Origin of the sequence: Bradyrhizobium yuanmingense, assembly GCF_025200905.1 — a bacterium.
Classification (GTDB): Bacteria; Pseudomonadota; Alphaproteobacteria; order Rhizobiales; family Xanthobacteraceae; genus Bradyrhizobium; species Bradyrhizobium yuanmingense.
Genome location: NZ_CP104173.1, coordinates 7,736,997 through 7,749,991 on the forward strand (window position 1 = coordinate 7,736,997; position 12,995 = coordinate 7,749,991).

At 64.7% G+C, this 12,995-nt stretch carries 11 protein-coding genes, 1 tRNA gene and 1 pseudogene; 5 read left to right on the forward strand and 8 right to left on the reverse strand.

Annotated elements, in window-relative coordinates; genetic code table 11:
- Nucleotides 1-27: 27 nt before the first annotated feature.
- A complete protein-coding gene (locus N2605_RS35890; protein WP_260345381.1) occupies nt 28-993 on the forward strand; it encodes a Bug family tripartite tricarboxylate transporter substrate binding protein in 966 nt (321 codons plus the stop codon).
- A 160-nt stretch (nt 994-1,153) separates the two neighbouring features.
- Here N2605_RS35890 and N2605_RS35895 read toward each other — a convergent pair whose 3' ends face one another.
- The 3 genes from N2605_RS35895 to N2605_RS35905 all read right to left on the reverse strand — a co-directional run bounded on the left by N2605_RS35895 (nt 1,154) and on the right by N2605_RS35905 (nt 4,634).
- The gene (locus tag N2605_RS35895; protein ID WP_260345382.1) at nt 1,154-2,788 is read right to left on the reverse strand and encodes an alkaline phosphatase family protein; all 1,635 of its coding nucleotides are present in this window, start codon (nt 2,786-2,788) and stop codon (nt 1,154-1,156) included.
- 237 nt (nt 2,789-3,025) lie between these two features.
- Entirely contained in the window at nt 3,026-4,066 is a 1,041-nt protein-coding gene (gene obgE / locus N2605_RS35900; RefSeq protein WP_260345383.1) for a GTPase ObgE, read from the reverse strand.
- A gap of 85 nt (nt 4,067-4,151) precedes the next feature.
- Nucleotides 4,152-4,634: a MaoC family dehydratase gene (locus N2605_RS35905; protein ID WP_260345384.1), complete on the reverse strand. Its 483-nt coding sequence runs from the start codon at nt 4,632-4,634 to the stop codon at nt 4,152-4,154.
- 278 nt (nt 4,635-4,912) lie between these two features.
- On the opposite strand from N2605_RS35905, the gene N2605_RS35910 reads away from it, so the two are divergent.
- The gene (locus N2605_RS35910; RefSeq protein WP_225154055.1) at nt 4,913-5,827 is read left to right on the forward strand and encodes a DMT family transporter; all 915 of its coding nucleotides are present in this window, start codon (nt 4,913-4,915) and stop codon (nt 5,825-5,827) included.
- A gap of 173 nt (nt 5,828-6,000) precedes the next feature.
- Here N2605_RS35910 and N2605_RS35915 read toward each other — a convergent pair whose 3' ends face one another.
- The 3 genes from N2605_RS35915 to rplU all read right to left on the reverse strand — a co-directional run bounded on the left by N2605_RS35915 (nt 6,001) and on the right by rplU (nt 7,516).
- Nucleotides 6,001-6,594 carry a GNAT family N-acetyltransferase gene (locus N2605_RS35915; protein ID WP_036024657.1) on the reverse strand — a complete coding sequence of 198 codons (594 nt, stop codon included), beginning with the start codon at nt 6,592-6,594 and terminating at the stop codon, nt 6,001-6,003.
- Nucleotides 6,595-6,756: 162 nt separating this feature from the next.
- Complete coding sequence (rpmA, locus tag N2605_RS35920; protein ID WP_025032812.1) at nt 6,757-7,026, reverse strand: 50S ribosomal protein L27; 270 nt, start codon at nt 7,024-7,026, stop codon at nt 6,757-6,759.
- Between the two features lie 103 nt (nt 7,027-7,129).
- Complete coding sequence (gene rplU, locus N2605_RS35925) at nt 7,130-7,516, reverse strand: 50S ribosomal protein L21 (RefSeq protein WP_260345387.1); 387 nt, start codon at nt 7,514-7,516, stop codon at nt 7,130-7,132.
- Nucleotides 7,517-7,848: 332 nt separating this feature from the next.
- Between rplU and N2605_RS35930 the strand changes: the two genes are divergently transcribed.
- Nucleotides 7,849-8,976 carry an ROK family protein gene (locus N2605_RS35930; protein WP_036008710.1) on the forward strand — a complete coding sequence of 376 codons (1,128 nt, stop codon included), beginning with the start codon at nt 7,849-7,851 and terminating at the stop codon, nt 8,974-8,976.
- Nucleotides 8,977-9,150: 174 nt separating this feature from the next.
- Here N2605_RS35930 and N2605_RS35935 read toward each other — a convergent pair.
- Nucleotides 9,151-10,015: pseudogene (locus N2605_RS35935) on the reverse strand (alpha/beta fold hydrolase).
- Nucleotides 10,016-10,151: 136 nt separating this feature from the next.
- On the opposite strand from N2605_RS35935, the gene N2605_RS35940 reads away from it, so the two are divergent.
- Nucleotides 10,152-10,241, forward strand: a tRNA-Ser gene (locus N2605_RS35940).
- Nucleotides 10,242-10,275: 34 nt separating this feature from the next.
- Here the strand turns inward: N2605_RS35940 and N2605_RS35945 are convergent.
- A complete protein-coding gene (locus N2605_RS35945) occupies nt 10,276-11,187 on the reverse strand; it encodes a LysR family transcriptional regulator (protein ID WP_260345390.1) in 912 nt (303 codons plus the stop codon).
- 111 nt (nt 11,188-11,298) lie between these two features.
- On the opposite strand from N2605_RS35945, the gene N2605_RS35950 reads away from it, so the two are divergent.
- Nucleotides 11,299-12,939 (forward strand): FAD-dependent oxidoreductase, encoded by a 1,641-nt coding sequence (locus tag N2605_RS35950; RefSeq protein WP_260345392.1) that lies wholly within the window; start codon nt 11,299-11,301, stop codon nt 12,937-12,939.
- Nucleotides 12,940-12,995: the final 56 nt, after the last annotated feature.

A 12,995-nucleotide genomic window follows, 5' to 3' on the forward strand; every position in this document is an offset into this window, starting at 1 on the left:
CGATAAACGGGCCGAAAGAGGAAACGAATGGATCGCCGCAAATTCATGGCCGGATGCCTCGGCCTGCCGCTGTTCGCGCAGGCGGGTGGTGCGCGGGCGCAGGCCGGGCTGACGAAGATCATCTTCCCGTTTGCGGCCGGAGCCGGCGGCGACACGCTGTGCCGGCTGCTCGCGCAGGAGATGGCTCCGCTGCTGCAGCGGACCGTCGTGGTCGAGAACCGCACCGGCGGCGACGGCCTGATCGGCATCAAGGCGGTGAAAGGCGCGAGCCCCGACGGCAGCATGGTGCTGGTGACGACAGGGCCGACCATGTATCTGCTGCCGATGGTCGAGGCGACGCCGAGCTTCGACACGGCCAGGGATTTCATGCCGGTGTCGCTGCTGGCGCGCTTCGAGTTTGCGCTGGTGATCGGCCCGGGCATCGATGCTGTCGATTTCAAAGCGTTCGTAGCGTGGCTGAAATCGCATCCGGACAAGACCTCGTTCGGAGTGCCGAGCAACGGCACCATTCCGCATTTCACCGGCTCCAAGCTCGAGAAGGATCTCGGTATTCCCCTGACCCGCGTGCCCTATCGCGGCAGCGCGCCGATCCTCAACGATCTCGTCGGCGGTCATATCTCGTTCGGGATCACGACACTGGCGGACGCGCTGCCGCAGCATCGCGCCAAGGGCGTGAAGATCATAGCGGTCTCGAGTGCCGAGCGCTCGCCATTCGCACCTGACGTTCCGACGCTCAAGGAGAGCGGCATCGATCTCGTCGCCGACGCCTGGTATGGCATGTGGCTTCCCGCCGGCAGCCCGCCGGAGTTCGCGAGCAAGCTCGGGGCGGCGGCGAGCGCGGCGCTTGCCAAGCCGGAGGTGAAGGAGAAGTTGACGGCGATCGGGCTGATTCCGATCGGCAGCAATGCGGACGCGCTATCCAAGGAGCTCGCCGCGAACACCGCGCTGTGGCAGCCGATCGTGAAGGCGACGGGCTACAAGATCACGAATTGAAGGCTGCCTCTTCTCCCTCTCCCCGTTCTTACGGGGAGAGGGTTGGGGTGAGGGGCTGTCTCCGCGAAAGCGCTGGCAATTGAACTCGCGGAGAGTCCCCCTCATCCGGAATTTGCTCTCGCAAATTCCGGCCTCTCCCCGCAAGCGGGGAGAGGCTGCTTCACATCTTCGCGCGCTGGGCGATGCCGTCCTTGATCGCCGCGAGCTCTTTCTCGTCCCAGATGCCGATCAGGATGCCACCCTTCACCTGGAGCTGACTATCCGCATAGGCGGCGATCTTCTCGCGTGGTGTGGTGATATGATCGTTCGGATGCAGCGCCCAGTCGAACAGCTCGGCCTGGAGCCGCGCGATGATGCCGGCGCATTCCGGATCGTCGCCGCGATCCAGATATTCGTCCGGATCGGTTTCGAGGTCGTACAGCATCGGGCGGAAGCCGGAGGTGTGGATGTATTTCCAGCGCCCGTCGAACACCATGAACAGGCGGCAGCGCTCGATCGGCTGGTTCAGCTTCAGCCGCACGTCCTGCATGGAATAGTCATATTCGGAGAACGCCACCTTGCGCCAATCTGATGGCGTGGGCCCGCGCAGCAGCGGCAGCAATGACCGCCCTTCGAGGATGTGGCCCGGCACCTTGCCGCCGAAATAATCGACGAAGGTCGGCGCGAGATCGATTCCCTCGACCAGCGCGTCGCTGCGCGTGCCGCGCGTGGCGTCGGCTTCCTTCGAGGGATCGATGATGATCAGCGGGATCTTCGCCGACTGCTCGTGGAACAGGTCCTTCTCGCCCATCCAGTGATCGCCGAGATAATCGCCATGATCGGAGGTGAACACGATCATGGTGGTGTCGAGCAGGCCGCGCGCCTCCAGAAACTTCATCAGCACGCCCATCTGGTCGTCGATCTGGGTGATCAGGCCCATATAGGTCGGGATCACCTTCTCGCGTGCATCATCGCGCGCCATGTTGCGGGAGTAGCGCATGTCCATGTAGGCGCCGAACACCGGATGCGGATTCTGCCGTTCGCGCTCCGAGCGGATCACCGGGATCATGTCATCCGTCGAATACATGCTGGCATAGGGCTCCGGCGCGATATAGGGCCAGTGCGGCTTGATGTAGGACAGATGCAAACACCACGGGCGGCCGTCCGTTTCCGCCTCGCTGATGAAGTCAATCGCGCGCCGCGTCATGTAGGGCGTCTCGGAATGCTCTTCTGGCACGCGCGCGGCCTTGTCGGCGTGCACCAGCAGCCAGCCGTTGTGCAGCGAGCCGTCGTCAGCAGCGCCGGAATTGGCCCAGTGCTCCCAGGGATTAGTGGCTTCAAAACCGTGCTTTCGCAGATATTCGTCGTATTTCGGGCGTGGCCGTCCGGTCGGATGCAGGCCGTCGTCGCGCTCATAAGGCTCGAAGCCGCATTCGGCGACATGCACGCCGATCATCGATTCCGGCGGGATGCCGAGCGCCTTCATGCCTTCGATGTCAGGCGCCATGTGGGTCTTGCCGACCAGCACGTTGCGCACGCCGATCTTGTTGAGGTGATCGCCGAGCGTGGGCTCGCCGACGCGCAGCGGCCAGCCGTTCCAGTGCGAGCCGTGCGAGCGCATGTAGCGGCCGGTGTAGAACGACATCCGCGACGGGCCGCAGATCGGCGATTGCACATAGGCCTTCGTGAACAGCACGCCGCGCTTGGCCATGGCGTCGATGTTCGGTGTCTTCAGCGTGGGATGGCCGGTGCAGCCGAGATAGTCATAGCGAAGCTGGTCGCACATGATCCAGAGAACGTTCTTCGCGCGCGCCATGCGTCATCCCTGCCGTTTCTTGATTGTTCGATGCTGCGCTATCGCGGGCGCGAAGACAAGCCGGTGATGCGCGCGCTCGCAGCGATAGACTCCGCTGTCGTCCCCGCGAAGGCGGGGACCCATAACCACAGGGAGTCGTTTGGCGAAGACTCGTCGTTCGGTACTTCGACCCTTCGCAACAGATAGATCACGCGGGATGGGTCCCCGCCTTCGCGGGGACGACGTTGGGGAGAGAGTTTAAGCCGACCACGGCTCCGCTTCGGCCGCGCTCTTGGCTTTGGCGGAGACCGGGCTTTCGCCGATCACATCGGCCAGCGCGCGCAACGCCTCCTTGACGCCCTGGCCGGTGGCGCCCGACAGCAGCAGCGGCGTCTTCTTGGCGGCGCGCTTCAGGCGGTCCTTCTGCTTCTTCAGCTCGTCCGGCTCGACCGCATCGATCTTGTTCAGCGCGACGATTTCGAACTTGTCGGTGAGCTGGCCGCCATAGGCGTCGAGCTCCTTGCGAACGGTCTTGTAGGCCTTGCCGGCGTGCTCGCAGGTGGCGTCGATCAGGTGCAGCAGCACGCGGCAGCGCTCGACATGGCCGAGGAAGCGGTCGCCGAGGCCGGTGCCTTCATGCGCGCCCTCGATCAGGCCGGGAATGTCGGCCAGCACGAATTCGCGGCCGTCGGCATTCACGACGCCGAGCTGGGGATGCAGCGTGGTGAAGGGATAATCGGCGATCTTCGGCTTTGCCGCGCTGACCTTGGAGAGGAACGTTGACTTGCCCGCATTGGGCATGCCGACGAGGCCGGCGTCCGCGATCAGCTTCAGCCGCAGCCAGATCCAGCGCTCCTCGCCGGGCTGGCCGGGATTGGCGTTGCGCGGCGCGCGGTTGGTCGAGGACTTGAAATGCGCATTGCCGAAGCCGCCATTGCCGCCTTCGGCCAGCACGAACTTTTCGCCGACCTTGGTGAAGTCGTGGATCAAGGTCTCGCGATCCTCGTCGAAGATCTGCGTGCCGACCGGCACCTTCAGCACGATGTTCTTGCCGTTGGCGCCGTGGCGGTCCGAGCCCGAACCGTTCTCGCCCTTCTGCGCCTTGAAATGCTGCTGGTAGCGGTAGTCGATCAGCGTGTTGAGGCCGTCGGCGACCTCGATGATGACATTGCCGCCGCGGCCGCCATTGCCGCCGGAGGGACCGCCGAATTCGATGAACTTCTCGCGGCGGAACGCCACGCAGCCGTTCCCGCCGTCACCGGAGCGGATATAGACCTTTGCTTCGTCAAGGAATTTCATGGGCCATAGGTAGGCCAGCCGGCCCCCTGCGGCAACCCGGATCGGTCCGCAAACCGGCTGAAATTCCGCCGACTGCTGCCCTTGCTTAACCGGTCGGTCGCCGCCGGATCAGGAATTTCTGCACGCCGTCCAGCACCAGCTCCTTGCGCTGGTTGAACACGGTGCTGCGCAGCGTCACCACGCCGGTGGTGCGCCCCGGCACCAGCTCGGTGACTTCGAGCGCGGGATAGATGGTGTCGTCGGCGAACACCGGCTTGAGGAACCGGCTCGACTGCTCGAGGAAGCCGACCAGGGAGTCCTCGACCATGAACGGAAACAGGCCGGCGCCGGGCGCGGTGTGGATCAGGGTCTGGAAGCCGTGGGCGAGCAGGTGCGGCATGCCGCGGGCGCGGCAATATTCCACGTCGTAATGCACGGGGTGGGTGTCGCCGCTCGCGGTCTGGAATGCGGCGAACAATGCCGAGGTTTGGGTGCGGCTCGGCAGCACGAAGCGTTCGCCGACGACGAAATCCTCAAACCAGCGTTGCGTCGGGATCATGCGATGCCGGGCCGGATCGAAATCGGTCATGGCTTAGCTCTCTTCTTGGCTCTCTCGTCGCGTGGCCTGTATCGCTACCGCGATGCGAAGAGTGCGACAATCCGTTCAATTCGGCGTTGTGGGCTTGTCCCGGCGGCTCACGTCATTAAAACGACGGCAAGCACCACTACCAGCCGATTCCTGACGCTCTCTCCCCGTCATTGCGAGCGCAGCGAAGCAATCCAGAATCCCTCCGCGGAAAGATTCTGGATTGCTTCGTCGCAAGAGCTCCTCGCAATGACGAGCCCCCGAACCTGCAATTCGTCGCAATGCCCCTGTTCAAGAATCTCTCCGCCTATGACGATCGCTCCGCGCGCCTGGCCGGCATCGGGCTCATGGTGCTGTCGATCTTCATGTTCTCGTTCGGCGACGCCATGGGCAAGTTCCTGGTCGGGACCTATTCGGTGGGGCAGCTGCTATTCCTGCGCGCCTGCGCGGCACTGCTCCTGCTGTCGCCGCTGATCTGGAAGCAGCGTCACCAGTTTCTGCATCTGGAGCGGCCGGGCCTGCAGCTGGTTCGCGTCGTGCTGTCGACGCTGGAAGTCGCGGCCTTCTTTCTCGCAACCGTCTATCTGCCGCTCGCCGACGTCATCACCTATTATCTCGCCGGCCCGATCTTCGTCACCGCGATGTCGGCGATCTTTCTGGGCGAGAAGGTCGGCTGGCGGCGCTGGACCGCGATCCTGATCGGCTTCTGCGGCGTCTTGGTCGCGCTGCGGCCGTCGGCGCAGACCGTCAGCCTGCCGGCGTTGATCGCGCTCGGCGGCAGCCTCTCCTTTGCAACCCTGATGCTGATCACGCGCAGCCTGCGCAAGACGCCCGACATCGTGATGGCGTCCTCGCAATTCGTCGGCACGTTTTCGCTGGGCGCGGTGCTGTCGGCGTTCAACTGGGTGCCGCCGACGCCGGGCAGCCTCGCGATCTTCGCCGCTGCCGGGCTGGTTTCGGTCACCGCGCTGTTCTGCGTCAACCGTTCGCTCAAGCTGGCGCCGGCCAGCGTCGTGGTGCCCTATCAATATTCGATGATCGTCTGGGCGGTGATCTTCGGCTTCGTCGTGTTCGGCGACGTCCCGTCCATCGCAACACTCGTCGGCGCCGCAATCATCATCGGCGCCGGGTTCTACATTTATCTTCGGGAGCGCGATTTGGGGCGTGAGAGCGACGAGGTCAATCCGCCGGCGTAGCCACGACGTCGTCCCGGGCGCGCGCAGCGCGAGCCCGGGACCCATAGCCCCAGAGAGCAATTGGACGACGACCCGGAGTGGGCGCTTTGCCCCACACTGCGCTCCGGGATTATGGATCCCGGGCTCGCGCTACGCGCGCCCCGGGATGACAATTGTAAGTGCGGCGCCTCGCCCTACCGCACCCGCCTCGCACTGCTCCAGCTCTTCAGCGAGGCCCACACGCCGCGCGAGAGGCGGAAGCAGTCGACGGGGGTCGAGGAGCCGAGCGCCAGGAAGCGGTGCAGCTGCACGCCGCTCCACTGGAAGCCGCACTTCTCCAGCACCTTGCGCGAGGCCGGATTGGTGACGCGCGCGCCGGCATAGAGATGCTCGTCCTCGAACTCCTCGAAGAAGAAATCGATCGCGCCGCGCGCCGCCTCGGTGGCAAAGCCCCGGCCCCAATGCTCGACGCCGAGCCAGTAGCCGAGCTCGGCATTGCCGGGCTTGGAGCAATCGATGCCGACCATGCCGACCGGCCCGCTGTCGTGCTCGATCAGGAATACGGTCTCGCTGCCGAGTTCGGCGGTGGCGCGGATGAATTCGGCGGCGTCGTCCTGCGAGTAGGGATGCGGCAGGCGGCGCGTGTTCTCGGCGACACGGCGGTCGTTGGCGAGCCGGGCGATGGTCCTGACGTCGGCCAGCGTCGGCCGCCGCAAGGTCAGCCGCTCGGTGGCGACGACGCTGGGTCTCGCCTCGGCCAAGGTCACGCTCGAGAAATCCTGCAACATGTCCGGCTCCGTGAAAGTCACTAAGTCAAAGTGCAAAGAACAAAGTGAGCAAAGAAAAGGGGAGGCCGGTTTCCCGCCTCCCCTTGGAGCCTTCGATCTCTTGCGATCTCTAGGACTCCGCCGGTTCAGTCGGGACCGGCGGACTCCGTTTTTGTCCACCGTCTATTCAGCAGCCTCGGCAAGCGGGAGCACCGATACGAAGGTGCGGCCGTTGGCTTTGGCTTGGAACGCAACGCGGCCCTCGATCTTGGCGAACAGAGTGTGGTCCGTACCCATGCCGACATTGAGGCCGGGGTGCCAGGTCGTGCCGCGCTGACGCGCAATGATGTTGCCGGGCGTGACGATCTCGCCGCCGAACGCCTTGATACCGAGGCGCTTGCCCTTGGAATCGCGACCGTTGCGCGATGAACCGCCTGCTTTTTTGTGAGCCATGGCTCGTCTCCGAAATCCTGCGTAGTTCTAGGTCAATTCCTTGACGGAATCATTTCAAAACGTCGCACGCATCAATTCGTGAATTGGCGTGATCGGTTTTGCGTTACTCGGCGGCTTCCGCTGCCGGCTCATTCGTCACCTTTTCCTTCTTCGGACGCGGGCCCTTGGTGGGCTTGGCGCCGTCCGTCAGAATCTCGCTGATGCGCAGAACCGTGATCTCGTCGCGATAGCCGCGCTTGCGGCGCGAGTTCTTGCGGCGGCGCTTCTTGAACGCGATGACCTTCGGTCCGCGCTTGTGGTCGAGCACCTCGACCGCGACGGACGCGCCTGCGACCGTCGGGACGCCCAGCACCGGCGTGTCGCCGCCGACCACGAGCACTTCATTCAGCTGCACGATCGAGCCGACTTCGCCTTCGATCTTGCCTACTTCGAGAACATCATCCGGCACGACGCGGTATTGCTTGCCGCCGGTTTTGATGACTGCGAACATCGTTCTTTCTCCGTGTTCAATCCCGGCCTCGGGACGAGCGTCGTCCGGGCCGGCTTTTTGTCAGTCGCTATGGTTTATGCGAGTCTGCGTGGGCGGGAATTATCCCTTTGAAAACCCAAGCAAAAACAAGCGGCGCGAGAAACGCCCCGCGCCGGCTGTGGGACTTATAGCGGCCGAGCGCGCCAAGTCAAGGAAAACTGGGCGAAAACCGCCCGGATTTGAAGGCTTTGGCCGCGCTGAAAGCGCGCAGCCGAATCTCGGGTGGGCTTTGCAACAAACGGGTTCCCCCGCAGTTGTCCCGGCCGGAACAGGAAAGCGGGGCAAGGGCTCTCATGGCAACAGACGAATTGGTCAAAACAACGGGCATTGCCCAGCATGGCGCCGAACGGCTGCCATCGGTCGATGTCGACAGCTTCAACATCGAGATCAAGGACGAGGACGGCTTTCTCGGCGACCGCGCCAGCAAGGGCGCGTTCCGGGAGGTGCTCGAGCGCTGGCGCAAGCCGCTGCGCAAGACGGGGGAGGACCCGTTCGGGAAGGTGCCGACCGAGGAGATCAACAAGAAGACGCTGGACGCCATCCTGATCGGCGACGACACCGAGGCCTCGGCCGTGGTGCACAGCGCGATCGAGGATTTCTCCCAGGAGCTCGCTTATGTCACGCGCCGATTCCTCAAGACCAAGGCCTGGGCCAAGACCGAGCGCATCGTCGTCGGCGGCGGCTTTCGCGATTCAAGGCTCGGCGAGCTCGTGATCGCCCGCGCCGAGATCATCCTGAAATCCGAGGGCTTCAAGATCGACCTGCAGCCGATCCGCCATCATCCTGACGAGGCCGGCCTGATCGGCGCGCTGCACCTGGCGCCGTCCTGGATCTTCGAGGCTCATGACAGCATTCTCGCCGTCGACATCGGCGGCACCAACATCCGCTGCGGCGTGGTGGAAACCGGCTGGAAGAAAGCCAAGGATCTGTCCAAGGCCAAGGTGGTGCATGCGGAGCTGTGGCGTCACGCCGACGACGAGCCGACGCGCGAAGGCGCGGTGAAGCGGCTGACCAAGATGCTGAAAGGGCTGATCACGGAAGCCGAGGCCGAAGGCTACAAGCTAGCGCCGTTCATCGGCATCGCCTGTCCCGGTGTGATCAACCCGGACGGCTCGATCGAGAAGGGCGCGCAGAATCTGCCGGGCAATTGGGAGAGCAGCAAGTTCAACCTGCCGGCGAGCCTGATCGAGGGCATCCCCGCCATTGGCGAGCACGACACCGCGATCCTGATGCACAATGACGGCGTGGTGCAGGGGCTCTCGGAAGTACCGTTCATGCAGGACGTTGACCGCTGGGGCGTGCTCACCATCGGCACCGGACTTGGCAATGCGCGCTTCACCAATCGCCGCAAGGAAGGCAACGGCAAGGACCGGGATTCCACGGAGAACGGGAAGAAAAAAGGTAAAGCGGACAAGGAGTAACCTTGACCGGTTAGGTTAAGGACCGGATTGCATTGCGGACCGCCCGTCGCACGCTAGGGTCGAATCGTCGCTTCCACTCGGCCGGCGAAGCCGCCCTTCACGGCCAGTATTTCAATAAGCGGCACGGGACCGCCAGTGTTTACCGCGTCTGGCGGTCCCACCCCGTTTTTCTCCTCAGCTCCAGCCGATGCGCGCAAAGAACGCGGCGATCTCGCGTGCCGCGCGATCCGGATTTTCCCGATGCGGGAAGTGGCCGACGTCGGGAAACATCTCGAGGTCGAGATCGCTGAAGGTCTCGGACAGCCGGTCGGTCCAGCCAAAGGGAAACAGCGGATCGTGCTCGGCCCAGCGCACGCAGGTCGGCACCGCGATCGGCGGAAGTGGCGGCGCTTCGCCCTTCATCATCGCCACGCGCCCGGCATGCGAGGCGCGGTAATGCGCAAAGCCGCCGGCGAGGTTGCCGGCTTTCAGGAAATTGTCCGTGAAGGCGTCCAGCACGTCGTCGAAGGCGTTTGTCCGGTGCGCCCAGCCCTTGAGGAAATGGCTGATGTAGAGCCGGCAGCTCTCCCGGCTCGCACCGATGAGCTGTGGCGCCATCTCCATCTGGTGAAAGGACTGGTACCAGATGTGGTTGAGCCTATCGGGCGCGGCCATGCGCGGCCCGATCCCGGGATAGACGAAATCGAAGAAGAAGAGGCCCGCCATCCGCTCGGGCGCCTGCCGGGCCAGCGGCTGCATGACAGCGCCGCCGACATCGTGGCCGACGACGCCGAATCGGTCGATGCCGAGCCGGTCCATCAGCGCCAGCATATCGGCGGCATGGCCCGCCCGGTCCGTAAGGTCCACCTGGCTTGTCGCTGTCGCCGAAGCCGCGGAGGTCAGGCGCGACAAGCGTGAATCGGTCCGAAAGCCTCGATATCACCGGCTCCCAGGTCAGCCAGAATTCCGGCCAGCCATGCAGCAAAAGCAGCGGTTTGCCGCTTCCGGCACGAGCCACGTGGAATTTGGCGCCATTGGCGGTGACCGTCAGATGCTCCATGGCAGTTCCTTCCCAAAGCGGGATAGTGGGCGAAAAGAGGCAGCGGATTTTCCCCTTTCGCGCCTTGTCTGGCCCGCCATCCTCGCCTATTAACGCCCCCAACCACAGGGGCCCAGCTCCTAATATGGCGCCTTCAGGAGAGGTGGCAGAGTGGTTGAATGCACCGCACTCGAAATGCGGCATAGGTGCAAGCCTATCGGGGGTTCGAATCCCTCCCTCTCCGCCAGCTCAGCGACCCCCCTCTCAATAGCTCCGCGAAATCAGCCTGATGCCGGTGCCGTTCGCCCCGCGAGCACCATCCGCGCCGTCGCCACGAAGGCCTGCGCCGCCGGCGACAGCGTCCGGCCTTGGCGCTGCAGCAGCGACACGGGGCGGGTGAGGGCGGGGCGCACCAGCGGTCTTGCGATCAGTGTCGGGAACTGGTCGGCCGGCAGCATCGTCGCGGGAAGGATGGCGAGGCCGAGGCCCTGCGCCGTCATGGCGAGCGCGGTGTTGATCAGGGTCACTTCATAGGTCGGATCGAGGCGCTTGCCCTGCGCGCTCAGGGCCTGATCGATCTGCATGCGGATGCGTGTCTCGCTGCGCATCGCAATGGTCGGCAGTTGCACCAGCTCGTCCCAGGTCAGGGAACGCCGCGCGGCGAAGTCCGCGGTGCGACGGCCGATTGCGCTCAGGCGGCCGCTCGTCAGCGTCTCGATCGTCATGTCCGCGAATTCGCCCTCCACGCTGCCGATCGCGAACTCGGCGTCGGTCGTGCTCAGCCGTGGCACGAGATCGTCGGCGGCGACATCGCGCATGTCGATCTCGATGTCGGGATGACCAGTGCGGAATTTCGCCAGCACCATGGGCAGCAGCGCCGATGCCGTGCCGGCGGAGGCGAGAAACACGACCCGGCCTGCGCGGGCCTGCGCGAGGTCACGCATGCGGCGCGACAGGCCTTGCGCATCGCTCAGCATGCGCTCGGCGGCGGCGAACGCCTCGTCGGCGGCCAGCGTCGGCTGCACCGAGCGCGTGGAGCGGTCGAACAGCTTGACGCCGAGCTGGGCCTCGAGCTGCTGGATCAACAGGCTCGCCGCCGATTGCGTGATGCCGAGCTCGCGGGCGGCCCGCGTGATGCTGCGCGTCCGGTACACGCCGGTGAAGACCCGCAACTGGCGCAATGTGACATTCATGGCGAAATCTCATGAATTGATGAGTTCTTTCCGACTTATCGCATAAACGGACCTGCAATAAAATGCATGCTGTGCGGACGGAAAGAATCCGCGGCAAGGATTGGAGCGAGCATGAGAGCACAAGTGCTGGTGGTGGGCGCCGGGCCGGTCGGATTGACCGCGGCGATGGATCTCGCTTCGCGCGGAATCGACGTCGTCGTCGCGGAGATCCGCCACGCCGGCGATCCGCCCAGCGTCAAGTGCAATCACGTGTCGGCGCGCTCGATGGAGATTTTTCGACGGCTCGGAATAGCCGCCCGCTTGCGCGATGCGGGGCTCCCTGCGGACTTTCCCAACGATTGCTCCTATAGGACCACGGCGACCGGGATCGAGCTTTGCCGCATCGACATTCCCTCCCGCGCACGCCGCTATAGCGCGACCGGTGGCCCCGACACCTGGTGGCCGACGCCCGAGCCGCCGCACCGGATCAACCAGGTCTATCTCGAGCCGATCCTGTTCAGCCATGCCGCGGCGCAATCACGCATCAAGATCCTTGCGCGCACGGAAATCACCGACATCGAGCAGCACGACGACCATGTCGTCGCGCTGGCGCGCGATCTCGACAGCGGACATTCGCTCCGCATCGAAGCCGGCTTCGTGATCGGCTGCGACGGCAGCCGATCCCTCGTCAGAAAAGCAATTGGTGCCAGCCTGTCCGGCACGCCGGTGATCCAGCGCGTGCAGTCGACCTTCATCGAAGCGCCGCAACTGAAGGAGCTGATGGGGGCGCACAAGCCGGCCTGGATGGTGCTCTCGCTCAATCCGCGCCGCTCCGGCACCGTTGTTGCGATCGACGGCCACGACCGCTGGCTGATCCACAATCACCTGAAGCCCGACGAGCCCGAGTTCGACTCGGTCGATCGCGACTGGGCCATCCGTGCCATCCTCGGCGTCGACGAGCGCTTCGAATACCGCGTGCTCAGCAAGGAGGATTGGGTCGGACGGCGCCTGGTGGCCGACCGCTTCCGCGACCGCAGGGTCTTCATCTGCGGCGACGCCGCACATCTGTGGATGCCCTATGCCGGCTACGGCATGAATGCCGGCATTGCGGATGCCGTCGACCTCTGCTGGCAATTGGCGGCGCATTTGAACGGCTGGGCGCCGGCTGCGATCCTCGATGCCTATGAGGCGGAGCGGCAGCCCATCACCGAGCAGGTGTCGCGCTTTGCGATGGACCATGCGATGAAGATGATGGCGCAGCGCGGCGGCGTGTCCGCCGAGATCGAGGATGACACGCCGCGCGGCCACGCGGCGCGCGCGGCGCTGGCGAAAGCCGCCTACGATCTCAACGTGCAGCAATATTGCTGCGCCGGCCTCAACTTCGGCTACTATTACGACGCCTCGCCGATTATCGCCTATGACGGCGAGACGCCGCCGCCTTACGCGATGGGCAGCTTCACGCCCTCCACCGTGCCGGGCGCCCGCGCGCCGCATTTGTTCCTGCGCGACGGACGCTCGCTCTACGACGCCTTCGGCCCCGGCTACACATTGCTGCGGTTCGATCCGGCGATCGATGTGACGCGGCTGCAGGACGCTGCAAAGGCGGGCGGCGTGCCGCTCGCGCTGGTCGACGTCGCGCCGGAGGAGGCGAACGGCGCCTATGCCGAGAAGCTCGTGCTGGCGCGGCCCGACCAGCACATCGCCTGGCGCGGGCAGTCCGCGCCGGACAATCCGCAGGGCCTTCTGGCCCGTATCACTGGCGCTGCGGCGTAGGACGACATCGAGCGGACGGCCTGGCGACGTAGCTCGCCAGGTTGGTTTCAAAAACA

Excerpts from the sequence above, each read along its gene's own strand:
- N2605_RS35910 (WP_225154055.1), top strand. The coding sequence starts at position 4,913 with ATGCCCCTGTTCAAGAATCTCTCCGCCTATGACGATCGCTCCGCGCGC.
- rpmA (WP_025032812.1), bottom strand. The coding sequence starts at position 7,026 with ATGGCTCACAAAAAAGCAGGCGGTTCATCGCGCAACGGTCGCGATTCC.
- rplU (WP_260345387.1), bottom strand. The coding sequence starts at position 7,516 with ATGTTCGCAGTCATCAAAACCGGCGGCAAGCAATACCGCGTCGTGCCG.
- N2605_RS35895 (WP_260345382.1), bottom strand. The coding sequence starts at position 2,788 with ATGGCGCGCGCGAAGAACGTTCTCTGGATCATGTGCGACCAGCTTCGC.
- N2605_RS35930 (WP_036008710.1), top strand. The coding sequence starts at position 7,849 with ATGGCAACAGACGAATTGGTCAAAACAACGGGCATTGCCCAGCATGGC.
- N2605_RS35890 (WP_260345381.1), top strand. The coding sequence starts at position 28 with ATGGATCGCCGCAAATTCATGGCCGGATGCCTCGGCCTGCCGCTGTTC.
- N2605_RS35950 (WP_260345392.1), top strand. The coding sequence starts at position 11,299 with ATGAGAGCACAAGTGCTGGTGGTGGGCGCCGGGCCGGTCGGATTGACC.
- N2605_RS35945 (WP_260345390.1), bottom strand. The coding sequence starts at position 11,187 with ATGAATGTCACATTGCGCCAGTTGCGGGTCTTCACCGGCGTGTACCGG.
- N2605_RS35905 (WP_260345384.1), bottom strand. The coding sequence starts at position 4,634 with ATGACCGATTTCGATCCGGCCCGGCATCGCATGATCCCGACGCAACGC.
- N2605_RS35915 (WP_036024657.1), bottom strand. The coding sequence starts at position 6,594 with ATGTTGCAGGATTTCTCGAGCGTGACCTTGGCCGAGGCGAGACCCAGC.
- obgE (WP_260345383.1), bottom strand. The coding sequence starts at position 4,066 with ATGAAATTCCTTGACGAAGCAAAGGTCTATATCCGCTCCGGTGACGGC.